The organism is Cuniculiplasma divulgatum (assembly GCA_031200235.1).
GTDB lineage: Archaea > Thermoplasmatota > Thermoplasmata > Thermoplasmatales > Thermoplasmataceae > UBA509.
This window is the reverse complement of the sequence record CP133595.1, coordinates 1,109,554-1,135,402: the sequence shown is the minus strand read 5'-3', so window position 1 is coordinate 1,135,402 and position 25,849 is coordinate 1,109,554. Positions and strand designations below refer to the sequence as shown.

General features: G+C 44.8%; 11 protein-coding genes. 1 reads left to right on the top strand and 10 read right to left on the bottom strand.

Translation table 11 applies throughout. The features are described from left to right. Nucleotide 1: 1 nt before the first annotated feature. From RE469_05995 to RE469_05955, 9 genes are all read right to left on the bottom strand, one after another. Entirely contained in the window at nucleotides 2-985 is a 984-nt protein-coding gene (locus RE469_05995; GenBank protein ID WMT43753.1) for an ABC transporter permease, read from the bottom strand. Between the two features lie 8 nt (nucleotides 986-993). Then, a complete protein-coding gene (locus tag RE469_05990; protein WMT43752.1) occupies nucleotides 994-2,109 on the bottom strand; it encodes an ABC transporter permease in 1,116 nt (371 codons plus the stop codon). A 748-nt stretch (nucleotides 2,110-2,857) separates the two neighbouring features. Then, nucleotides 2,858-6,391 (bottom strand): ABC transporter substrate-binding protein, encoded by a 3,534-nt coding sequence (locus RE469_05985; GenBank protein ID WMT43751.1) that lies wholly within the window; start codon nucleotides 6,389-6,391, stop codon nucleotides 2,858-2,860. 224 nt (nucleotides 6,392-6,615) lie between these two features. After that, complete coding sequence (locus tag RE469_05980; GenBank protein WMT43750.1) at nucleotides 6,616-7,026, bottom strand: hypothetical protein; 411 nt, start codon at nucleotides 7,024-7,026, stop codon at nucleotides 6,616-6,618. Beyond that, entirely contained in the window at nucleotides 7,027-9,234 is a 2,208-nt protein-coding gene (locus tag RE469_05975) for an ABC transporter ATP-binding protein (GenBank protein ID WMT43749.1), read from the bottom strand. Between the two features lies 1 nt (nucleotide 9,235). Next, entirely contained in the window at nucleotides 9,236-11,455 is a 2,220-nt protein-coding gene (locus tag RE469_05970; GenBank protein ID WMT43748.1) for an ABC transporter permease, read from the bottom strand. An 8-nt stretch (nucleotides 11,456-11,463) separates the two neighbouring features. Beyond that, nucleotides 11,464-12,441: an ABC transporter permease gene (locus RE469_05965; GenBank protein ID WMT43747.1), complete on the bottom strand. Its 978-nt coding sequence runs from the start codon at nucleotides 12,439-12,441 to the stop codon at nucleotides 11,464-11,466. Between the two features lie 760 nt (nucleotides 12,442-13,201). Further along, nucleotides 13,202-18,160 (bottom strand): ABC transporter substrate-binding protein, encoded by a 4,959-nt coding sequence (locus RE469_05960; GenBank protein ID WMT43746.1) that lies wholly within the window; start codon nucleotides 18,158-18,160, stop codon nucleotides 13,202-13,204. Between the two features lie 502 nt (nucleotides 18,161-18,662). Next, nucleotides 18,663-21,800: a S41 family peptidase gene (locus RE469_05955; protein WMT43745.1), complete on the bottom strand. Its 3,138-nt coding sequence runs from the start codon at nucleotides 21,798-21,800 to the stop codon at nucleotides 18,663-18,665. A gap of 100 nt (nucleotides 21,801-21,900) precedes the next feature. Here RE469_05955 and RE469_05950 point away from each other — a divergent pair, with 100 nt between their 5' ends. After that, nucleotides 21,901-24,987, top strand: a complete 3,087-nt coding sequence (locus RE469_05950) for a PDZ domain-containing protein (protein ID WMT43744.1) — start codon at nucleotides 21,901-21,903, stop codon at nucleotides 24,985-24,987. An 11-nt stretch (nucleotides 24,988-24,998) separates the two neighbouring features. Here RE469_05950 and RE469_05945 read toward each other — a convergent pair whose 3' ends face one another. Continuing rightward, nucleotides 24,999-25,844 carry a thiamine pyrophosphate-dependent enzyme gene (locus tag RE469_05945; GenBank protein ID WMT43743.1) on the bottom strand — a complete coding sequence of 282 codons (846 nt, stop codon included), beginning with the start codon at nucleotides 25,842-25,844 and terminating at the stop codon, nucleotides 24,999-25,001. Between the last annotated feature and the right edge of the window lie 5 nt (nucleotides 25,845-25,849).

The following is a 25,849-nucleotide window of genomic DNA, read 5'->3' as shown; positions in this document are numbered from 1 at the left end:
TTTATCTCCTCAACCTTGGATCCAGAACATCTCTAAGTCCATCACCCATTAGATTAACAGCAACTGTGAATATCAGGAGAAAGACTCCAGGAATAACCACAGGCCACCACATTATCATCCCACTTGGCGTGGTGTATGTAAAGAACGTCTGTCCCCAGTTTATCATCTGTCCAAGCTCGGGCAGAAGAGGGTTTCCCTTGTTCAGACCTATGTAATCGAAGGACGCAAATATTAACACTATGCTACCCAGATCTAGGGAGAATTGCACAAACGTTGGTGAAAGTACATTCGGTATTATATGTGAGAATATTGTCCTTATCTTTGATGAACCTGAAGCTGTCGCTGCTTCAATATATTTCATACTTCGAACAGAAAGGGTGAGACCTCTTGTAAGACGCGCATATATGGGCCACCAAATTATAATAAGAGCTATAACTACAAAGAACAGCGATTCACCCAAGACAAAAGTTATGGCAATTACAAGGATAAGCGAGGGCACACTGAAGAATATGTCAGTTATCCTCATCACGGTTTCATCAACGGCACCTCCAAGGTAACCTGATATTGTACCTACGACAACACCAATCAACATCCCGGTTACTACTATAAGGACAGAGTAGGCAATGTCAAACTTCAATGCCGCCAGCATAACGGGCAATATGGGGATCTGGTATTCTGTTGTCCCTAACCAATACCACCAACCGTGGCTCAGGGTAGGGGCGGTTGGAGGGGCCAAGCTCAATGCGCTCGCACCCCCTGGTGTGAAATTGGCAGCATTATTAATGTTGGCAATTCCCAGCCAGGAGGGATGAGCCCAGTCAAGTATGGCTATTATCCCATACGTCATGGTTATTATGAAGCCTGCCAGAGCCAGCTTATTTTTAAGAAACAGATTGAAAGTACTCTTGAAGCTTTCAATTCTCGGGTGACGTTTACGGGTTGCCTGAATTCTTCCCGCATTCTTAATCTCAGTAATGTCTGCCATAATTCACCTCAATATCTTATCCTGGGATCTACGAAAGCATACACCACATCAACGATCAGGTTGGCAACTATAAGTATTATTCCAAAGAAAAACGTTGTTCCCAGAACACCGTAAACCTGATAGGTTTCCGCTGCATTGACCGCTAGCATACCTATTCCTGGGTATGCGAAAAGATCTTCAATTATCACAACCCCGCCAAGAAGACTGGAGAACAGGAGACCCATTACTGTAATAGATGGGATCAAAGCATTTCTTCTTATGTGCCTCTTTATCACAATCTTCTCTGGCACCCCCTTTGCGCGTGCAGTCTTGACATATTCCTGATAGGAAGAATCTACCATTCCAGCACGTATGAACCTTAGGACCCCTGCGAGGATAGTGTAGGTAAGTGTTATAACTGGGAGGATTACATGCTTGAATCCATCCCAAGCCAACCCCCATGCACCATTTAGAAGGGCATCAAAAATGAAAAGATGAGTGGGAGAAGTGAATTCACCGTGAAACCACGTCGGGTTCGGAGATGGTATTGCTGTAGGATTGAATGAGCCAGAATATGGTAGTACTCCCAGAGGGTTACCAGTGATTACACCGCTCCCTAAAGCGTAAATCAATAATATCCCCAGCCAGAATGCAGGCATTGAGTAGCCACTGAGTGAGAAAATTCTTCCGGCTTGATCGCTCAGTGAGTTTGGTCTTGCCCCAATATATGTACCGAGAGGAATTGCAATAACAATTGAAAGCAGGGTTGCAAACAGTGCAAGCTGAACGGTGTTGGGGAAAGCCAGTTCTATGGCACTTAGCACGTTAGAAGGATACCCGGCAAGATTCATAATGCCGAGGTTACCTGTGAAAACATCCTTTACATATATAAAGAAATGTATGGGTGGTGGTTGATTGAGCCCAAGCAGAGCATATATATTCTGAAGCTGCTGAGCCTTTGGAACTGAAGAATGAGGATTCAGATATGGTGCCGCGAGAACCGACTTTGGTATCCCACTCAGCAATGCGAAAACGATCACAAGCAAGCCTATAAGAGTGGGAATCATGACCAAGAGTCGTCTGATTATGAAGTAACGTAACTCCATCGTGTGCCTTATCAGAACGTGATATTTCACTCTTTCCATGATAATGTTCTTTCCGCTATTTAAAAGAGGAAATATGATGCATTCTTCCTGAACAGTATCCTACCTCATGGAGAAGAAGAGAACACCCATGAATTTTGCAATGTACTTCTTCTCTGGCCTTGATTTTCACTTGCTTATCTCGGGGACTTTTAGGTCTTCTATCCCCGATACTGGATTAGCTGTATTCTTGGCGGGACAATCCAACCGGGGTCTTGGCCATCTTCCTCGTTGATATTTATCAGAATACCGAGACACAGCAAATTGGCCCACGCCTTGTTCCTTTGGTATCTGTCAAGTAATGCTATCACGAATATAATCTCACAATGCAGGTATTTTCGGAAATAATGTTCATGCCTTTTTGGTCCTTCGAAGAGGTGCCGTTTCCTCTTCATGAAATATCACTCATGATGCGTTCCCACGATTGTTGTAGAACCCACGCAAAACTGAGATACTATCAACAAGGAGAAAGTTCATTTCTGTCCTTGCGGATAAGCATTTCCTAAGTAGAGTGCTCTTTGGAGTTGAGAGGACTAAATGGCATGATAAAATTGGTTAGGTTACAGACAAGATATCTCTGTAATGAAACGTGGGGGAGTTAGGATTAGTAAGCTTCTCCTATTATCTTTATACCTCGGCGAATAGAATCAATATAAATGTGCATCATAGTAAGAACATAAAATTCTCAATTCTAACGAGAAAAAAGAAAAAATAAAAATTAGTAAAATAAATAAAATTGAGTTTATGACCCTTATTGATAGAAGTTATACATCTGGTCTCCGCCGCCGCCAGTCATTATATTGGATTCGTTAGCAGCATACATGCTGTTAGGTATCGATGATGTGTGTATCCAGAACTCGTTCTCCTGATACAGATACACGTACCATGTCTGGTTCACGATGTGATTGTTCATAGCATTGAACCAGAAGCTTGCCTGCTGTGAGCTAGTTGCTGCTGAACCATTGTTGTATTCGGATATCATCTGCTTCATTACTGCTGCCTGCTGCACTCCACTTGGAACTCCACTCTTTGCGAACCAGTACGGTGTGAACTCATTGGCGCCAGGGTACAGGGAAGTGTTCGTAGGCAGACCCATTGGAGCCAGATAATCCGTTGGGTATGGGTAGTCTGGAGCCCAGCCCAGGAAATACACTGGCATCGGGTTTGCCCCCTGTACCTGATATCCAAGTATTGTTGGGAAAGCAAGAGGCGTGACAACGAACGTGGACCCAGGTATTACTTTCATTAGGTTAGATGCCCATGTTGTTGCGCCTGCAAGGTCAGTGGGGTCAGCTGTATCTATGACAATCGGAATGACCAGTGGATGGCCATTATACTCAATTACTCCTGAGACATTCGTAAGACCCAGTGCACTAAAGTCTGCAGATTTAGTGAAGTTGTTCCAAGCTTCTTTAGCCAATGTCATGTTGAAAACAGGCACTGATACGTTGCCGTTATACTGGGTTACCAGTGTATTGTTGTTAGAAGTCAGTGTAGGAGCAAAGGCCATTCCAGCCGGAAGCATTCCTGCATATGGCACTGCAAAGGTCGTATGGTATATGCTGTTGCCAACCTGCTGACCGAAGTAATACGGGTAGTTATATGCATACGCGAATGCCTTTCTGACGTTGTGGCTCACAAACAGTGCTGACGGCATGTTTGTGCCGGAATACACTACTTTCTGAGCCATGCTCACGTTGACCTGAGCGTTGAAGTTATACCAGAATATTGATAGAGTTGGGAAGCTGTATACTTTGGCGATTCCGGAATTTTCAAGTGCCTGTACCTGGTTCCAGGAAGAACTGGGTATTGTGGAACTCTGTGCGATCCCTGATTTCAGGTCCAGATAGGCTGTTGTTTCTTCAGGCACCCACTGAATCACTACGTGGCTTAGGCGTGCTGCTGGATACCATGGCCCTGGAGATTTGAAAGCAGGGTTTTTCTCAAACACAACTTCCTGGGACGGCACTATATACTGTATCTCAAACGGACCATCCGCCAAGACGTTATTCTGCACATAGGTGTTGTAATCACCGGAGTTGCCATGGGCCTTGTATGCCTGGAAGCCTGCTGGTGACCACGTTATGCCTGCACCATTGGCAATCAGCCAAGATGCACTTGCAATTGCCGCTCCTGATACCTGACCCAGTATTTCATAAACCAGCGTTGGAGACATTGCCTTCTGGAAGTGGAAAGTTATGTTGTTCGTAGCGTTGTTCACTGTGATGTTCGTTGTAATGTTGTAGAAAGTATTGGATGTGTAGTAATTGCCCGGGAGCAAGTACTGTGCCTGTATCCAGCCTGGAGTACCGGGTGTTCCAGCATCGAATAGAAGAGTCCTCGTTATTGAGTACATAACATCCCAAGCTGTGACGGGTTTACCATTCTGCCAGGATGCATTGCTCCTGATGTTGAATGTGTAATTCTGGTATGGAACTTCATGCACTGTGTAGTGTGTTCCCCATGGAGTCTTCATGGTGTAGTTGTGGTAATGTAGGTTCACTCCACCAGCTACCGTATTAGGAAGATGACTGGCCAGCATTGGTTCAAATGCTGAAGAATTGTTTCCCTTGTACATCACAAGTGTCTGAAGTGTGTTCAGGAGTACTTCATAGGACACAGTATCGTATTCTATTGCCGGGTCCAGTGATTTGTAACCACCAGTTTCAAGTTCAACTGCCGTGTATGTTCCAGCGCCAGATACTACTGGAGCATATGGAGCGAATCCGAATATTGGGACATTAACTGTGGGCTGCGAGAACACCGGTATGTCTATGTAGTACTCTGTTGAGTAAACCCCAAGGGCCGTGTCAACAGTTCCAGTAGGGACAGTAACTGTTGTTGTTCCGGAATGGAAGGTAATAACGGTTACGTTCACGTTTTCTTTAGTGTAATTGACCGTGGTGCTGGGGTTGGTATATGAAAGTGTGGTGTTCATGTTGTATGTTGTATTGCTGTATTGGCTCACATATTGAAGCATATCTCCCATATTATACCACATGTAGCTGTTGTGATTGTACGTTACATTAGTTTCGTTAAGAACTTCCACTTCAGCTGTCTTTGTGAAGTTCAGATAAGATCCACTTGGAACAAAGTAGCTTGTGGTGTAGCTTGAGCCGTTGAAGACCATGGATTTTGTCTTTCCCGAGCTGGCGTTATGGTACAGAGCTGTGGTATTTGACATGAAGCTTAAGTTTGTGTCGTGATTGAACGTCAGGTTGTCACCTGCCACATACGTCATATTGTCATACATGTTCAGTACAACAGCGGGCGTGCTGTGTGGTTCAGTATATGATACGTTTGCAAGAGCCTCATAGGTCACATTTGTGTTAGCGTAGTTTGTTACCCACGTACCGGTATTGTAGCCAAGTTCAATGGAAGTGTTCAAAACTGGAGCACCCGCGATTTTAACAAGATATGTACTATTGTATGTCTTTACCCCACTGGTTTTCACAACTGATGTATTTGTAACGGTTGTTGGAACTGTGTAAGTCTGAGAATATACTTGGCCCGCCTGAGTTGTGACTTCAAGCTGGTAGAATCCCTGGGACAGATTTGTTATGTTCCACGTTGTGTTTGCCGGGTTAACAATATACCTGTCCTGTGTGGTGTTGAAGTAGTATGGCAGTGTGTAAGACTGGTTGAAGGCATCCATGTAGTACAGGTTAGCAGACTGTGCGAAAACTTCTCCAGACTGCGGGCTCTGGTAAAAACCAATCTGTGCTGAAAGGTTGACGCCAGGCTTCAGTGTGAGAGTCCCATTATGGTAATCAAACAGGCCATTATCCGTGTTGTTTAAAAGATAAACCTGACCAACTGCCGAGTTAGGGTTGATTGTTGATGAAGACTGATAGTTCGTCACTACGGGAATAAGGTTGTTGCTGTTGTTGTAGGTTGCACCTGACGGGAAATTAACCACATAATATATCAGATATGTTCCAGGATTATTGTACGTATGCGCCAGAGATACCTTATCGCTACCGCTCCATGGCATTACAGTTTCATGCCCATCGCCCCAGTATATGTCAATACTGCTGAACTTGCCGTTAACTGTTAAGCTCAGGTTAAATGGTGACCCCAGAGTTGCACTGTTGGTCACTACTGACGCAGTAGACGTAGAGCCTACTGTAACTGGGTGATAGAAGCCCAAAACTCCAAGTGCAGCTATCACCACTATGAGGACAGCTATAATGACATACCATTTGCCATTACCCGCCGGCCTCCGTGGTGGAGCCACTGGAGCTTGAGGGGCTTTTGGTTCATCGTTTCCACTTTGATTTTCCATTTTTTACCTCCTTTAGAGAGTTTGAGATGATCTAAATATATGTATATAAAAGTTGTTTTGAGAAGATATTCATATCACTGTGAATTTCACAATTCAATATGTGGATCGGGTGGATAGGTATCTGTCAATTTATAACAGAGTAACATGATATTGAACTGAAATAATGTCAGCACAAACTGCCGTATTTCCTATTCTCTGGATGTGGATATCACACTTGATACTGTTTAGAACACATGAATCAGTATAAAATACAATAATATAGAGACAGAAATATAGAGCATTCCTACGAGAATGTAGAGCCCTGTCAGGATGAGCTGCTGCTTCTGTATATACACCATGTCTGCATCATTTGGGGTCTTGTGATAAAAATCTTTGAGGTCTTTGAGGTATGAGGATGCCCCAAAGTCGAACCAGGCACCGAAAAATATCACAACAATTGCTGCAATAAATATTACATCAGGCATGTATGTCAGATACGGTATGAAACCGTAAAAGAAAACAGATGAAAGTGGCAGAAAAACCAGAAGGAATAAGGCCAGCAATGGAGGCTTGATATACTTCCACCTGGCCTGTATCAATGCTTTCCTGATTTCCTCATTTTTTTCCCCGGAAGCATATGCCTTCATATCATCCAATCATTCCTCATTATCCGCTTTGTTGAAGCTCCTGTAGCTGCTGAGCTCATCCTGGGTGAAGTGGCAGACATACCAGTGGCCGGATTCAGGCTCCTTTCTTGGGGGTGGGGTATTTTTGCATATATCTCTGGCATATGGGCACCTCCTGTAAAATCTGCATCCCTTTGGCACATCTATGGCATTCCCAATCTCTCCTTTTATTTCTATTTTTGAGGGGTCCCAGTTCGGATTGGGCTTAGGAACCGCCTTAATAAGGGCTTTCGTGTACGGATGGAGCGGATTCCTCATTACCTGCTCTGAATCGCCGCTTTCAACGCTAACTCCGAGGTACATAACCATAATCCTGTCGCAGAGATACCTTGCAGAAGCCAGGTCATGGGTTATGAACATAACTGTTATCCCGAACTGATTCCTCAGTTCAAGGAGCAGATTCATGAACCCCGCCCTGAGAGAAACATCCAGCATGGATATGGGCTCGTCTGCCACAAGAAATTCAGGCCGCAGAACCAGTGCCCTTGCAGCTGCCACTCGCTGCCTTTCTCCACCAGAAAGCTCGTGTGGATATCTCTCAGAATAACTCTCAGGTGGATTCAGCCTCACGATCTCCAGCGCCATGTTAACCATTTCTGTTATCTTTATTGGATCGCTGGTTATCCTGTGCGCAATTATTGGCTCCTGGACTATGTTGAATACGGTCTGCTTGGGATCTATGGAATCATACGGATCCTGAAATATGAGTTGGGTTTCCCTTCTGAAAAGCTTCATCTGTGGCGATCTCTGATGACTTGCAGTAACATCTATTTCCACGAAATTCTCTGACACTGAGTTTTCCATGTTTTTATTGGCATAGAACAGAACTTTACCAGAGGTCGCGTCCAGTAATTTAAGAATTACACGACCAAGCGTGGTTTTTCCTGACCCGCTTTCCCCAACAACGCCAAAAATCTCACCCTTCTTGATGTCCATATCGATGTGATCAACTGCCCTGACTATTCTTGTGGCCTCTTCCTTGCCATAGAGCTGCCCGTATGTTTTTGTTCGTAAGCTGAAATATTCTGTAAGTTCATCTGTCTTAAGAACTTCCGTTTCAACACTGCGATTCTTCTTTTCTGAGGCATGTGGTTTGATCTCTTCAACCATTTCACCATCAAGGAATTTATTGGCAAAATGACATCTGCTAAATCTGCCGGGGGATATCTCTTCAAGCTTAGGTACGGTGCTGTAACATATGCTGTCTGCATATTTGCATCGGGGTGCAAAATAACAACCCTCCCTTTCCGTTAGTGGATCCGGCAATGCCCCGGGAATACCGTCTATATGAGATTTTGTGCTATCAATGGATGGATAGCTGCTCAGAAGAGCCCGGGTATAAGGATTCAGGGAACGCCTGTAAACTTCCCACGTTGGGCCAATCTCCATTATGCGTCCCGAATAGAGCACTACAACCCTGTCCGATAGCTGTGACACCACCCCCACATCGTGGGAGATTACGATCATGGAATTTATTGAGGTTCCCCGCAGACTTTTGAGCTCCGAAATTATCTTCGCCTGGGTGATCACGTCCAGCCCGGTTGTGGGCTCGTCGGCAATTACTAATTTTGGTGAAAGTGCCAGCGCCATTGCAATAACAGCGCGCTGCTTCATTCCTCCACTTAATTCGTGTGGATATGCCTTGAGCGCCGATCTGTTGAGTCCAGCTGATTCGATTACCTGAAGGGATCTTTCCTCTATTTCCTTGTCCGTCAGGTTTGTATGAATTTTGAACACTTCCCCTATCTGTTTTTCTATTGTGTACGCAGGGTTGAAGGCATTCATGGAACCCTGAAAGACCATGGATATCTCCTTCCAGCGCATTAGTATGAGTTTTTCTGACAGGATCTTCCTTTCCCTTCTCTTGAGTTTCTGGTAAGCCTTCCCAAAGTGTTCAGAATCTATGATCATATTTCCATCAAAGTAAATGGTCCCCCCCAGCTCGGCATTGTCGGAAATCAGTCCCATAATAGCTGTGGCAAGAGTGGTTTTTCCTGACCCGCTTTCGCCTATTATGCCAAGAGATTCCCCATTGGCAAGGTTCAGGTCAATGTTCTCCAGCGCCTTAAGTCTGCCCTCATAAGTATCAAAAGTGACTGAAAAGTTGTGTATATGCAGTAATGGCGTCGAAGATTGTGCCGTTTTTTTATTTTCCTGATTTTCCTGAATTTCAATCATCTTACCTTCTCCTTATCCTTGGATTTACCACTTCGTCAACCCCTCTTGAAAGAAATATGAATGCCATGATGAAAAGAGTGAGGGCTACCGTTGGGGGGATCACCCACCAAGGCGCAGAGGCTGCCAGATAGAAGTTGTTTTCAAGTGGGTTGAGCATTGCACCCCAGGTGAGTATTGTCAGAGGCGCAACGCCGAGAAACTGCAGAGTGGCTATTCCGCCCACTGCTCCGCTTACATTGAGTGCCGTCAGGTATATGAGGAGAGGTGTCACGTTAGGCAGCATGTGCCTCCTGAGTATCTGCATCGTTCCAGCCCCTGACACTTTGGCGGCTTCAACAAAGGCACGTTGCTTGATGCTTCTGATTATGCCAAGAATGGTAAATGTTGTGAAAGGCCAGCTCAGGAAGCTTAAGATCCAGATTATATTGAAGAAGGAAGGGCTCAGAACAGATGTGAGGGCAATAAGCAAAGCTAAACCCGGAATCAGATATATTACAAGTGTGACAGTGTCAAGAGCAACTGACACAAATCCCCTGTAATATCCTATTATCATTCCCAGGACAAGGGCAATTGCTATTCCTATTAGCCCCACGCTTATTCCGACTATCCAGTCCGGCTGGAAACTTGCAATAAACTGGCTCCATACATCGTTACCCTCTGTGTTGGTTCCGAGCAGATACATAGTGCCTGACGGCGTATGCAAGGTTGGAGGCATAGGATTTAGAGTTACACCGTTGGCAGAATATACAAAGACGGCTCCAGTCGCGTTTACCATGGCAATGGCTTCCTGCCCAGTGTTAGCGTCAAGCAGAAGAGTAGCGGCAGAGACATTGACAGGCGATTTCGAAACTGATCCAAGCCAGTTGAATGGATTTTTTCCAAGGGTTGCTGACAGTGAATATAACTCCCCCTTCTGTGAAGAAATTATGTAACTGTTCAAGCTTGGTACGTATACCGGATCATAAAGGTAACCGCCATAGGTGGTTATCATAGATGCATTACCACGAACATTTCCTGGCGAACTAAGTATTACAGCCGTATTTCCAGTGATGGCAAGTAATGATGAGGGGAAACCGCTTTCTCCTAGGGAAGATGATAAAGCGGATATTGGATGATCGCTGCTGTAGACCTGATAAGCTGTACCATTTGAGATATAGAACCCATCGACGTAATATCCAGAACCTGAAGAAAGAACTTCAAAGATGGAATCATAAGAACTGTAAGATTGCTGGTATGAAGCGGGAACCGAATATTTCCCCGAGAAAACATATGGCTCAGTTGCTTTCCATATTTCTGTTCCATTTGAAGCATAGAATCCGTATAGGCTATTTTTATCAGAAATTACAACCGTCTGATGTCTAACCTGGCTGTTGCTGTAAAACGCACCTATGAAAGCCATGCTGGACGGGGAGGCAAACGGCAAGCTTTTCGTCCACATCACCGAAAATGGGCTATCCTGAATCTTGACAAGATATGTTCCGGTGTCGTTTGACCCTATGGCAAAAACGGCACCGGAAAATGGTATGCTTGGGAACACGGATGTATCCACGGGAAATGAACTGGAAACCGGCATTGAACTTAAATTCAGGCCAAGATCAACATGGCTGATTCCTGAAGCCACCAATCTTCCAACACCTGGAGAACCTCCCGTCCAATCTAGACTGGCAAGGGTCAAATTGCCCCCTGCGGTTGCTATGAGAATGTAGTTATCCTTTACACCTACACCAGCCAGTGTAATTGTCTGAAGTGGAAACACTCTTATTCCAAGCACCCTGTTATTGCGAGATACACTCGCATTGAACAAATTCACATTAGCTCCTGAATGCAACGATGTCGCAGAACCAAGAGACGTCCCATAGACCTGGCCATTTGAATTTACCGAGTATACCATGTTTGAACCAAGATCTGAAATTGCTGAGGCTGCAACAGCAACAGGGGTTGAATTTATCATGGCAGGGATCCCTATATCCGATTTTACTGAGAGACTCATCGCAGTTGTGTCCACTGAAGGTGCTACATAAGAAAGCGCATCCCGATGAACTTCAAGAAAGGGAGTCAGAATGGCAATTATGGCAAAAATTAGAATTATGTAAAAACCCACCTTTCCATATGCGGATCGGTAGAATATTTTCCATTGTTTTTTGAACTGATATAGCCTGAAATTAAGCCTCTTCTTTCTGAGCTCTCTGATACTGGAACCGTTATCCTTGTCATCAACCATAAATTCACCTACAGTTTAATCCTCGGGTCAAGCCAGGCGTGTATGAAGTCTACAAATGAGTACGTTATAATTGTAACCAGAGAGATGACAAACAGAGCGCCCTCAGCGAGCGGGTAATCAAGTGAAAGCGTCGCCTGATAAAGCAGATGCCCCATTCCAGGCCATGAAAATATAATCTCAACAATTACAGCACCACTCATAAGCAATGCAAATTCCAGAGCCATACGGGTACTTATGGGGATCATGGCATTCCTGGCTGCATGGTGAAACATAATGCTTCCTTCACTGACCCCTTTTGCCTTTGCTGTGGTTATGAAATCTTCTCCAAGTGTCCCTACCATGGCAGCCCTTGTTGTTAAAAGATGCCCCGCAGCTTCTATTATTACAAGGGACGCGGTTGGAAGGAACATATAATATAGCACTCCGCCCCAGTGACCGGGCTCGGAGATCCATGCAATTGGGAAATCAGCTCTGACTGGAAACACAGGGAATTTTGCAGTAAGATATATTATCAGTACTATGGCTAACACAAAAAAAGGTATGGCATTCAGTATGTTGGAAGTTGAAACAAGTGTGCTTTCCTTTTTCGTGCCCCTGACCCAGGTCGTTACGATTCCAAGCGGTATACCAATAACGAATGAGACCACTGCTGCAGTTCCAAACAGGAGCATTGTATATGGCAAAGCCTGCTTTATAATATCCCAAACAGAGAGCTGTTCGAAATAATCAAATCCAAAGTTGAACGTGAACATATCCCTCATGTAAATGAGGAAATTAGCAAAGTTCCATTTACCTCCAGCAAGGCCAAGCTGCGATTCAACTGCCAGCAATTTCTGGGATGATAACCCCGCCTTCTTGGCACCAAATAAAAGCAATTGAGCTGGATTGCCAGGCATCAGTCTGTATACAACAAAAATGACCACAGCCATCAGAACTATCAGAATTACATCCTGAACTATCTTTCTTGCAATGAGATAGGGATTCATGCCTGTTGTTATAACGAAATACTCTATTTAATTCTAACTAAATCGCCAGTGAATGAGGGCGTGTTAAATTTTGCTATTAAGATATGGAATCATTTAACTTCTCTGGAAAGTAGGCCCAAATTGAAATCCCATTATTTTCCAATTACGGATTTGCCTTGAGCCATGAGATTGCATACACGTCTCCATATCCCAGTTAGTGGTCAATTCCCTCTGCTCTTGACCACACTATCCAGGCTGAATCAGTCCACAACTTATAGGACTTGATTTCACCAGGAAGAACCTCTGCTTGCACTGAACTGCATATTTTCATTAAAAGTCACAAAATTACCAGTGAATCTTATCCCGAGAGTTCAGGAATATGTGCAATTCTGATTCTCAGTATGGGCATTTTGAAAAGCCCATTTCGAGAGTACGGATAAAATCAGGAAACTTTGTGAAGTTCTCAACGTGTCTCTTTTCATTCTTCTGGGTAAAGTTGTTCGTCCTCTACGGTGGTTATAATCCTAAATTGATCTCTGCGCTTATAAAATGGAATGTTTGCATCAACACAGGAGAATGATTGCGGCAAAATTGTCGGCTGTAGTGAGCGGTTCCTGGTTTACCCGACCATAATATCACCTCATGCACCACGCAGAATCAGAACTGATGAGACGTAAATCTTGGTGCCAAATATAAGACACAGGTAAGTTATAAAACAGTTGATAAAGATCAAAATGTAGATAAAATTTTGAAAATGAAAAAAAAATGTATTTCCGGTTAATCAGTTACCGGTCTTTGGTGGTTCTCCTCCTGTTGGCGGTGGAACGACTTTCCTTCTTCCCATGACATACAGTGCTGCGAAGATCACAAATAGTGCAGCAAATACACCAATCAACGAATAATACAGAATATTATTGGGTGGCGTCGGTGCAGGCTGTATGTAGACGTGCTCCAGATAGGTTGTTCCATCAGCCACCACAGTTATTGTAACCTCAGTTAGTGTGGTAACCTTCGGCGCAGTGTAACTGACCGTGTATGTTCCATTGGAGTTTGTTGTATTTGATGTCTGAGAGAATGTTCCGTATGTTGCGGACAGTGTGAATGGAACATTTCCCGCTGATACACCTGCAGGTGAATTGTATGTGGAATTCACGTACAGAGTGTAGGTGGATCCACTGCTCAGGATTACGGCACCGTCAACCGGCGATATTCCGGGGAAATAGGTTGCAGCCATTGGAGATGGTGGCACGTTTGTCACAGACTGGGAGGAGTTTATGGACATTTGAGTCACTGCAGTGCCTGTAACACCAACAGCACTTATCTCGAAGTCGTCAGCAGGTATCAGGTAAGGATCTGTGAAAGACTGCGGTGTGAACCCTATGAAATTGCCATTCTGCATTGCCACTGAATACATCCCAGCGTTGAACATGGCTGTGGCCATTCCCATAGAGTTGGTTGTAAGCTGTATTCCGGGGAGTTCCAGGCTTCCGAACAGTTGGTTCTGATCAGTGGCCTGGATTACTGGTCCAGCTCCGCTGAAATATCCGCGGTTTGCACCCAGTGCATTCTGACTCATAAGGTCCAGTTCAAAGTTAGGTACCGGAGCCCCTGTCGCGTTAACAACTGTCACATTCACCTGGACTGCTCCTCCCGGGGACGATATGTTGTTTGGATATGTTGTCATTGAGATTGTGTAAGCAGGGCTACTAACTGAAATCCCAAGTGGAAGCTCCACTGGCTGAAGTGTTCCGAATCCGTTGGGGTTTGTGGCCGATGTGATCTGTCCTATAGTCATATATGGTGCAGCTCCCGATACCGGCGCACCAGCTCCATAGTTTCCAAGGAATACATAGCTTTCAAGATTCTGTCCCATTAGGTTAAAGTCCGCTCTGGGCCCAACTTTAAGCATCACAGTTAGAGTACCGTTCTTGGCTGTGGCGCCAGTTACCTGCCACAGTGTATAATTCTGGTATATTGCAGAGCTGGAATCGTTTACCACTGTAATATATCCAGAACTATCAGCAACAAGAGTCATGGTTCCCACTGTAAGCATACCCATGGGGCCTGCTTCGGTTGATATATTTGTTACAACAGTATCCATAGTGCTGTATGTTCCAACATCGGACAGTGCTATTGCAGACAGCACGTTGGATCCGGTGTCTGACGCATAAAGGAAGCCACCGGAAACTGAAAGCTGTTGTGGATTTTTGCCCACAGATACGTTTGTGATCCAGCTGTAGTTAACATAGCCTTCTGCTGCAAGGGAACTGTTGTATGACAGGTTTACCAGCTGGATTGCTGATACGTTGTTGCTACCCGATTCTGCCACATAGAGATCTGCCCCCACAACTGCCATACCATCCGGTCCCTTCTGTGTGCCAAGCTTAATCTGGGATTTGCTGGTAGTCGAGGAGCTTAGCTTTGAGATGTTTATTACGCTCACATTACTGCTTCCGTAGTTTGATACCAGGGCGTAATTGCCGGAGAAGGCAATATAGTCAGGCATGCTACCCACAGCGATGTTTACGTTAGAACCGTGTCCGTGTGATGCATTTACGTAATAGGTTAGATTAATCGCTGTTACGTTGTTAGACCCGGCATTAGTTACCAGAGCAAAGCTGTCGTTTACTCCGTTCATTATCAGGGAGACGTCGCTCGGATTATTACCTACTGCAAAGTTCCCAGCAGTTTTGCCACTACTTAGGTTAACCGCTGTTACATTGGCACTTCCATAGTTCGAAACAAAGGCCCAGACAGAGGTGGTGTTCGATGTCATCTGTGCTACCGAAACTGAATCAGGACCAGTTCCCACGGCGAAAGTCTTGGAGATTTTCATGCTGGATAGATTGAGCAGTGAGATGCTGTTGGTTTCGTTGTTTACGATAACTGCAAATGTACCGTTTGGAGTCAGTGCAAGATTCACTGGTTTAGTACTCGTTGACGATATGTTTGATACCTGTGTTCCATAGTTTATGGAATTGTACAGTTCGTTGAGCGGGTTGCCTGATACCATGGAAAGGGCAGCGTTACTGTATGTTACATTTGTCATGGTGACAATGCCCGCAATGGTCTGCAACGTGAGGCTGTAATTGCTTATTGGGTCTCCAGTAAGCGGATTGTATACCTCTATCTGCATTGGCTTCAATACATTATAGCTGTCATTGAGTGCCGGCATTTCAGTTACCTTATAGGCGACCGGCTGAGGCTGGACGTCTATGAAAGTATAGCCAAGTCCAGGAACAACAGAACCTGGTGTGGCGCTTGAAATTGTCGCAGCAGCAGAGATGTTGATTTCTCCAATGTAGTCTGATGTGTATACCAGAGGCTGGTTGTCAAGCACTTTGAACTCCAGTGTGTAAATGCCGTTAGAATTCGTAACACCGTTCAGGCTTGTTATGTTCAGCAGTGCTCCGGAAGGATTCACACCAAGCGTAATATTGGCACCCGATACAGGTGATCCGTACTGGTTCCTGACCTGTACTGTAACGTTTCCGTATTCTCCATTGGTGTAAACCTGTTTGGGAGTCATTACTCCAACACTCAGCTGTTCTGGAGCCTTGCTGGGAGGTGCAGCAACAACTTGGGACCTCAGGTGGACTGACATGAAATTCCAGTACTCAAAACCGGTTTGGCTTAGAGTGTCATGTGTTGTATTAACAAATGTTGAATTATCTATTGGGAACAGATCTATACCGTATCCAACATTTATCATTGTGGACTCATAGGCCGCTATTCCCTGAATCTCATTTCCGGCAGCTATTCTTACAGACAGAGTTGTGTTTGTATTCATTTTGTTGTATAATGATGTCATGAGGTTGTCGTAGTAAGTTCCGTTGTGGGATGTTGTTAGGCCTGGGAATGTTGTTGAATTCATAGGAGTGAAGGGCCCCAGATAGAACCCGCTACCATATCCTGCAGGTGTGTAGAATGTGACGAAGTCCCCGGTTGGATCTCCCTCTATTCCACTTATCCCGAGCTCTATGCCACTATATCCGTAATCCAGTAAGTTTGAGACGATTGTGCTGAAAGCTTCCTGCGTTACAGTTGTATGAACGCCTATAGAATCCCACCACTTCTGAATGAGCAGTGCCCCCTCAACACCAAGCGGGTTAGATGCCGCAGAAGTAATCTGTATATTCATGGTGAATGGAACTCCATAGTACTCGTACACACCATTCACATATTTCATTCCAGGTGTCTCGTTCAGCAGCTGCATGGCCTTTGCTGGATTGTATGAGAAAGACGGTAAGCTGGTATTCTGCCAGACACTATCTGAATCAGGAACAACTGAAGTCCCAGGAATACCATACCCTTGGTCAACGACTGAATTAAGATAGACCTTGTTCACCGCATAGTTAAGAGCCTGTCTCACCGATGTTATATTCAGCGGAGGATACATCTTTGCAGGCGTGAATGGCCCACTCATTCCGGGATAGGCTCCAGCCGATGCGTTTGCCGCAGATCTGGGGCCAAATGAGTTCAGCTGAATATATCCATAGCCAGTGGTGGGCTTCTTGAATATGTATGTGTGCGAGAACGTGGCTATTGTAGGAATAAATGTTGGGGTAACTCCACCCTCGATCTGATACACCTGATTGAGAGACATTGCTATAACAGCGGATGATAGCGACAGGTACTCTGGAACGTAAAGTTCATAGAATTTTGGAGTCCACTGCCTGAGTGATTTTGTGTACTGTACGAAGTAATGGGGATTTACGTAAAGTTTCCAGTACTGATCAAATATCCACTGACCGCTCGGCATGCCATATCCTCCATTCATCATGAATGGACCGGTTCCAACGAGTTGTGGAGCCATGCCAGTGGTGGGGTTGTAACTGACGTTCCAGTTATTGTATCCGCCCGTGGAACTTGGAGGGGATGCAGTGTAATTCCAGACCCCTGGAACTGTTGAATAGTCGTGATTGACCCATATATGATATGGAAGTATGGGTGTTTCAAGGCTGTACGTCACGAATGTAGCAGACTGATTTGAGAGATAGAAATCCACTGTAGTGTTGCTTACAGGAACCACATTTACAATGTTGGCAAATGAACCACTGTAATCTTCAGATGATTGCAGTATTTTCCACGAAAGTATAAAATCTGCAGACTGGACATAATGTGTCTTCATGGTCATTGGGCTGAATCTGTAGTGTATTGTGTGTGTGTTGCCCCTTGGACCATTAAAAGTTGTTACATTGCTGTATGTGTATGTACTGCCTGCGTTAGCTGGTGTCCAGTCAGTCCACTGTACGCCCTGTCTTATATTTACAGTATATACATATTTCACCGGTTCAAGTTTTCCATTTAGGGGATCGTACGTCGCTTTTGTAGTGGAATTGACAAGACCCAGGAAGCTAGCTGCATTTGTTGATGTCACCGCAGTTTCTGACCAGTTAGTTGCCAGCCACGGCGAAATTGTTTCATTTGGCAGCAGGTTGGTTGCCGAATCATATATCTCGTCGAGCAGGTAGAAGCTATAAACATCGGTCGTAAGATAAACATTCAAATGTTCAACATTGTTAGTTGCTGCCATTATATATGTTCCATTAGTATAGCCAGGTTCCTGCATTGTCGTGGTGGGATATGTATAAGGTGTTACCGAGCCTGCAGAAGCAATTGCAGAGCTTCCTACAGCTGATACTGCATTGGAGCCGTTGCCCACAGCGTTTGATTCCGATACAGCAAGGCCAACCATAACAAATACAATAAGTATGGCCATTACGGCACCAAGTTTCATATATCTTTTTCCATCTAACTTTCTTCCATCACTTGATATAGCATATCACCTTCATCGATGAAATGTTTATGAAAACTATCATATTTATAACTATCGTTCAATATCTGGATTAATAACAATCCATAACCAGTTCTATAGAGTTGAAATAAGGATCTATTGGCCATTACGAAGAGAATTTTGCCTTTTCGGCATACCTCGATGCTTCAGTTAAAAACCATAGCAAACTTCAATGTTTGCCAGTTTATTGGATGATTTTCAACTCTCGAGTCACATCCTGTTTAATAGGATCGAAGTGTGAATTTACAGAAAAAGGGTTCATTAAAGATGGATATTCTGATTTCAATGTCGAAGGCACTTTTCTGAAATTACAAGTATCAATTACTTGCAACACTTTGTTCCAATGAAAATATTTATCAGAGAATGATAAGATATACTGGGTTACCACCACACCATTTACTCTGAAGATACTGTGCATGAGATAAATGTGGAATATCTTAAAGACCTATGGCTTAAATTCCACACGCCGTTCTGATCCATCAAGCATTTTCATGCATTTCTGCAAAGCGTAATCAAGCTGTTCGTCCTTGCCATTCATGTAAGCGTCAGGTGGGTTTTCAACATCGTCTGTGGGTTCTGCGCCATGATTCTCCAATCCAAATTTTATATCCTTGAACCAGAGAGCAAATTCAGGCTGGGTTACTATGGTGCCATCCACCAGTTTCCTGCGGGGGCTTATTCCCACGACGCCACCCCATGTTCGTTTGCCCACAACTGGACCTATACCAAGCAATTTAAACGCGTGGGTGAAGATGTCACCATCTGATCCCGCATTCTCATTTGTGATTGCCACTATTGGCCCGTTTACAGAATCCGCTGGATATGCATGCGGAATACCGTATCTTGGTTTATCGAAACCAAGCCTGGCGCGCATCAGCTTCTCCAGAATGATCTGTGATACAGAACCTCCCCCGTTAAATCGTACGTCCACAATCAGGCCATCGTAATTTGCTTCCCTGCTGAACAGTCTTGAAAATTCGTTAAATCCGTTGACCCCCATATCAGGTATATGCACGTATCCAAGCCTCCCGTTGCTCTTAGTATGAACATATTTTCTGTTCGTTTCGACCCAGTCCCTGTATCTTAGAAAGCGATCGTCGGGAATTGCTCTCACCGGCCTTGCAACTATTCTTCCATCCTTCCTGATTAACTCCACATTTACGATTCTATTGGAACAATTGATGAGAGCCTTCCATGGTGTGAAATCCTTGTTGAGTTCCTGACCATTTATTCTGTTGATCACATCACCGGCCTGTGCAAATCCGCCATAGGCAAGCGGAGACTTTTCGTTTTCGTTGGACGGGTCTCCCATGAGCACCTTAGTTAGGACATATCTGCCATCCTTGAATGAAAAATCCGCTCCAAGCCTGGCAACTTGCAGGGAAGAAGCTACATGGAAATCACCGCCCATCTCATATGAATGCGACGTACCGAATTCCCCCTGCATCTCCCTGATCACATCAGAGAGTTCGTATCTGCTGGTTACGTTTTTCACAAGTTCTTCGTATCTTGCATAAATATCAACTGAAAGCTTCTTTGAAATTTCTCCGTTCCAGTAATTATCCCTTGCAAGCCTCCAGCTTTCCCTGAACATCTGCAACCATTCTTCACTGGGATCAATAGATACGCTGATGCGCTTTGTGTCAAAATTTGTTTCCGCTATTATCTTGAACGGTTTAAATTCACTCGCCACATTGAATTCTAATTGCCTGAGAACGTCCCCCTCAAATCTGGCCATTACTGAACTGCCTGATCTGGAAACAGTGTATTCTGCAACCTTTTCTGCAATTACCGATTCCTCCCTTTTGGCAAAGCTGTACAGGCATAGTTTTCCTGTCCTCAGGGCCATAGTATTATAGTATTTCATTCCACCTTCCACTTCATATCTCAAGTAAGTGAGACCCCCGGGGACTGACTTCAAAGCGGAAATATCTCCTGCTGGCACCATTAAGGGTTTGCTTGAAAGTTTTTCATCTCCCGTGCCGGTATCAATATAATTTTCTGGTACCAGATCTGCAGGCAATGGCACGTCATCAGGAGAACTGAGTTTACCCAGTGCAATGGAATAAGGGCGGGTTATCTGCTGAAAACCCAGATCGAAAACAAGCTTGTCCGATACTGGATCCAGCGACCTGTCTGATAAGTAAAATAAAAATTTGTCATCATCACTGAAAGCAGGAGAGTAGTCGCGGGAATTATCCGTGGTTATATGCCTGATATTGCCTGTTTTCAGGTCATATATCCTTAGAGTGGCAAATTCATGTCCACCCAGGAACTGCCTTATGACAGGGAACACATAAGCAATCTTGGAGGAATCGCGGGACCAGGCAACATCGTATATCCTTCCCTGTGGACTTGTATCCACCACAATATGGCTTGCATCTTCATTATTTACAAGAATAAGCTGAAAACTGTTGTTTGTTACGGCCAGCCATTTCCCGTCGGGTGATGGAACAAGAGATTCAATACTGCCAAGCTCCCCCTTAAGCTTTGAACATTTGCCGGTTCGGAAATTGTATCTGTAAATTGTTTCGATATTATCCTTGTCTCCATCAAACACTACACTGTCAGGGCCAATAAATCTGGCCAATCTTATTCTTCCGGAAGCAGCATCAATTTTAATGGACGGACCATCCTTCACACCCGTTATGAATCCCTGCCCTCTGACCACCGTGAGGACCACATCGCCAGTGTTATTAAGTTCAAACTCTTCCAGGAATTTAGAGGAATCAACATATCTGGTGGTCAGACTGGTGAACCCAACCCTGAACTGCGGAGTAATATCACTGGTTATACCATCCTTCGGATTAAAATTATACAATTTTCCGGCTTTGGAAAATACTGCCAGAGAACCATCCGAAGAGAGATGCCTTGGGTAAAAGTCCTTGAATTCCGTGTGTTTTTTCAAGTCTGAACCATACTGATTTATTGAATATATCTGGCCGAATCCATCCCTGTCTGTCAGGAAATATATCCTGCCATTCATGTACACCGGAGAAGATACATGGGTTTCCATGTCCACAATCAAGGAAAAACCTCCATCAGTGGTTCCTTTCCATACTTTACCGCGAGTACCTCCCCTGTATCTCTTCCAGTGTGGCATTTCCCAGGTATTGCGCCCCAGGAAGATATTACCATCTCCAAATATTATGTGGGAAGCAGGGCCGTATAACATTCGCTCCAGAATTCCATTTGCTGTGTCAACAGAATAGAGATATGTCAGTGCTGTGAATGGACTCAATGCGTCTGTGGATATTATCACGTGCTGGTTATCTTTCCACCCTGCCACATCCGTATACATCCTCCTGCTTGTGCTTTTGCCCGTCAAATAAGTGAGCCTATGCAGATCGGTGCCATCGGCATCAATGACATATATATCGGCAGAACTTGCATCTTCACCAGACATCACCCGGAAAGCAATTTTATGGCCATCAGGGCTGAATTTAGAATTGCTGATTATGCCCATGCCTCCTGCAAGGTAATGTGGTACCCTCTCTCTGATGGACATTATCCAGAGACTGTCATTGGCAGTGAAAATTACGTTCTCACCGTTAATATCTGGTGCAGTTATGTATGCATTCATAATTGCTTAATGTCTTTATTCCCCTATATGCATTTCTCAAAAATATGAACTAAGTTCATTTGAAACAAGTATTATTATGCAGGTTGCTGCATATACCACTATGGAAACATACCAACTCTTTCCAGACATTCACCTTGATAGAATTGCTTTTGTGGCTGACGATGAAATATGGGAATACGAAACCGGAAGAGGGAGCTACCAGAAGATTCTATCTAACTTTGGTGCAGTGACAAATCTGAGATTCTCGCCTGATGGTAAGCACATATATTTCTGCCTTCTCCGTGGAACAGAGGCAACCTCCAGCGAAGTTTTCAAAGTTTCATCTTCCGGAGGAACACCCATCCAGGTAACTTTCTTCGGAAGTCCTTCCCTTGGTATTGCCGGATTCTCAAAGGATGGAAAACTTATCGTGACAACCGATTCATTGAGCCCATTCAGAAGGGCCTCTGAACTCATTGAGATAGATGAGGATACAGGATCCTGGAAACCACTGAATCTTGGGCCGGCCACCACAATTCTCTATTCAGATAAGTACACAATCCTTGGAAGAAACACATTCGATATTCCAAACTGGAAACACTACAGAGGAGGGCTGAGAGGCAAAATATGGGTCAGGAGTGATGGCGATCAGTTCCGTAAGCTTCTTGATCTGGATGGAAACATTACTTCAATCACATATGCAGGCAACAGGATTTTCTTCACATCGGATTATGAAGGAACAGGGGAACTGTATTCTGTTGATATTCGTGGCAGGGATATCAGAAAACACACGTCCTCTGGAACATATTATGCAAGAAATGTGAGATCAGACGGCCATTCAATTGTATTTCAGTCCGGCGGAGAAATCTTTTATATGGCGGACGAAGGCTCCAGCCCTGAGAAACTGAATCTGGCACCGGAAATCGGGGGACTTCAGACCTCAATGCGCTTCGCAGATCCATCACACTTTCTCACCGATTTTTCGGTCTCTCCAGATTCGTTCAGAGTATCTTTTGTCTCAAGGGGCCATTCATTTGTTATGAGTCCGGAGCACGGGCCCGTGGTTGAGCTTGGGAGTGAAGAGAAAGGCCGGATAAAGTCACTGATCTTCATTCCCGGTTCTAACAATACCATAGGAATATCAGATGAGGATGGTGAAGATGGTTTTTCCATTTATGATCTCAATGGAGAATTGGTCAGGCGTATTAAAATTGAGAGAGGGCTTATCAGAAAAGCATACGCAAGCCCGGACGGAAAAAAACTGGCATTTTCTAACAGCCGCTATGAGCTATTCGTCCTGGATTTATCGAATGACAGCATAGATCTTGTTGCAAGGTCTGAATACGGCTTCATTGATGACTTCAGCTGGCACAGAAATTCAAAATATATAGCATATTCATTCCCAGAAAGCAGAAGCCAGTCAAGCATATTCGTAGCTGATGCTGACAGGCTTGACGCTCATCGTGTAACAACCGGTGGCTACAGGGATTACAGCCCGAGCTTTGATCCAAAGGGAAGATACCTGTACTACCTGTCCCAGCGGGACCTGGATCCGGTATATGACAAGATAGTCTTTGAACTTGGATATCCCATGGCCGCAAGGCCGTATTTTGTGACACTCGATGAGAAAGTGAAATCACCACTCCTTTCAAATGACCTGACAGAAACATACAGCGAAATTTCCTTTCAGGGGATAACCGGCAGGGTTGGCAGCTTTCCAATGGAAGTATCTGATTACACCAGGCTGGAAGCTGCCGAGGAATCGTTCTATACATTGAAGTTCCCTGTTGAGGGAAGCATGAAATATTACCTCTGGTCCTCCGCAGAAAGAAGCTCAGGCATACTGGAGAACTTCGATCTGAAGAGACGGAGGGGCGAAATAGTTGCAACCGGTCTGACTGACTTCAAGCTTTCACCGGACCTGAAGCATATGCTCATCAAATCTCAGGGTAAATTTTTCCTCATGAACCTGCCGCAGAAAGACATAGTTTTTCCAACGGTAGCTGATCCGTCAAAGGCAGTACCTGTTGATCTGCAGAGGATAAAGCTCAGAGTTCATCCTCGTTCTGAGTGGAAACAGATGTTCAGGGAGGCATGGATAAGGATGCGCGAATTCTACTGGAATCCTGATAGAATCGGCAGTTTCTGGAATGATACCTATACCAAGTATGAAAAATTGCTGCCAAGAATAACCACAAGATATGCTCTTTCCGATCTTATAAGGGAGATGCAGGGCGAACTTGGCACTTCACATTCCTATGAGATCGGGGGAGAGATGACCACTGTTCCCAACTATTCCATAGGACGGCTGGGTGCAGACTTTCAGTGGAATGGCAGTGCATTCATGGTTTCCAGAATCTACTGTGGCGACGAGTCAAGCCCGGGTGAGAAATCCCCACTGCTTCTCCCGGGAATTGACGTCAGGTCCGGAGACCTTCTGTTATCCGTTAACGGCATCAGAGTTGGAAAGGACATGCCACCAAATGCCGCCCTTCTCAACCATTCAGGTGAAGATGTCCAGCTTGAATTTTACAGGGACGGGCATCGAACCTTTTTCACGGTACCGGCAATTCCGGATGACCGAAGCATCAGGTACCGGGACTGGGTTGAGGACCGCAAGAAATATGTGCACAAAAAAACAGATGGAAAAGTCGGGTACATACATATCCCGGACATGGGCCCCAATGGGTTCAATGAATTCCACAGGCTACTTGAATCCGAGACTAAGTACGAAGGCCTCATCGTGGATGTGAGATTCAACGGCGGAGGGCATGTATCCCAGTTGCTCCTTGAGAAGCTTGCCAGAAAGAGGATAGGCTTCGATCAGCCGAGAAGAGGGCCGAAAATACCGTATCCTGATTATTCCGTTGCAGGGCCCATGATTGCTGTCACCAATGAATTTGCAGGCTCTGATGGAGATATATTCAGCCACTCGTGGAAACTTTTCGGCCTTGGACCACTGGTTGGCACCAGGACCTGGGGAGGAGTGGTCGGGATCAACACTGATTCCACTCTGGTGGATGGCACCATAGTGACCCAGCCCGAGTTTTCCTTCAGCTTCATTGATGTTGGATTCGGTGTTGAAAACTACGGCACTGATCCGACAATTGAGGTAGAACCTTCACCCGATGATTACCTCAAGAACTCAGACCCACAACTGGATAGGGCCATAGGTGAAATAATGGAAATGATGAAAAACAAAAAATAAATAATCTATATTTAAAGAAATTCTGCCAGGTCTTCAGGCTTCAGTTTGTAAAGCGGCTGGTCAATGAGTGACTTTGCGCCTATGACGGGGCTCCTGTCCTCATAGGTTTCCTCATCCACATCATAGAAAATGCCTATTGGGATCTTGTCTCCCCACTGAAGTGCCATTTCATATGCCTTGGCAAAATTCTTGGTGTCCATTTCCGGCTTGTAAACCCTCTTCCTGAAGAAATCGTATGTGTTGATCTTATTGTATGTCACGCATGGGCTGAATACGTCTATGAAGGAAAAACCCTTGTGCTCTATTCCCTTCTTTATGACTTCCTTCAGGTGAACAGCATCACCTGAAAATGCCCTTGCAACAAATGTTGCACCTGCCGTGAGCGCAAGCGTAAGCGGGTTCATTGGCTTCTCGATGTTGCCGTCAGGAGTTGTCTTTGTCTTCATTCCAAGCTCGCTTGTGGGTGATGCCTGGCCCGTTGTGAGACCGAATATCTGGTTGTCGGATACTATGTATGTTATATCCACATTCCTCTTGGCAGTGTGGAAGAAGTGCTGAGTACCCTCAAAGAAGCCGTCTCCATCGCCACCATAACAGATGACATTGAGCTTCGGGTTTGCCCACTTTATTGCTGACGCAACTGGAAGGGATCTTCCATGTATGCCGTGAAATCCATAGGTATTTATGAATTCCGGCATGTTGCTGGAGCATCCGATGCCTGAAACAACAACTGTATCCTTTGGATCCATTTTCAGATCCGTAAGTGCTCCGCTTATTGCAGAGAGCTGTGCGAAATTACCGCAGCCTGGACACCAATCCGGCTTTACCTTTCCCCTGTAGTCTGCTATTGTAACCATATCAT

What these genes read in the sequence shown, in the direction of transcription:
- RE469_05995 (WMT43753.1), bottom strand. Translation starts at nt 985, where the DNA reads ATGGCAGACATTACTGAGATTAAGAATGCGGGAAGAATTCAGGCAACC.
- RE469_05990 (WMT43752.1), bottom strand. Translation starts at nt 2,109, where the DNA reads ATGGAAAGAGTGAAATATCACGTTCTGATAAGGCACACGATGGAGTTA.
- RE469_05985 (WMT43751.1), bottom strand. Translation starts at nt 6,391, where the DNA reads ATGGAAAATCAAAGTGGAAACGATGAACCAAAAGCCCCTCAAGCTCCA.
- RE469_05975 (WMT43749.1), bottom strand. Translation starts at nt 9,234, where the DNA reads ATGATTGAAATTCAGGAAAATCAGGAAAATAAAAAAACGGCACAATCT.
- RE469_05970 (WMT43748.1), bottom strand. Translation starts at nt 11,455, where the DNA reads ATGGTTGATGACAAGGATAACGGTTCCAGTATCAGAGAGCTCAGAAAG.
- RE469_05965 (WMT43747.1), bottom strand. Translation starts at nt 12,441, where the DNA reads ATGAATCCCTATCTCATTGCAAGAAAGATAGTTCAGGATGTAATTCTG.
- RE469_05960 (WMT43746.1), bottom strand. Translation starts at nt 18,160, where the DNA reads ATGAAACTTGGTGCCGTAATGGCCATACTTATTGTATTTGTTATGGTT.
- RE469_05955 (WMT43745.1), bottom strand. Translation starts at nt 21,800, where the DNA reads ATGAATGCATACATAACTGCACCAGATATTAACGGTGAGAACGTAATT.
- RE469_05950 (WMT43744.1), top strand. Translation starts at nt 21,901, where the DNA reads ATGGAAACATACCAACTCTTTCCAGACATTCACCTTGATAGAATTGCT.
- RE469_05945 (WMT43743.1), bottom strand. Translation starts at nt 25,844, where the DNA reads ATGGTTACAATAGCAGACTACAGGGGAAAGGTAAAGCCGGATTGGTGT.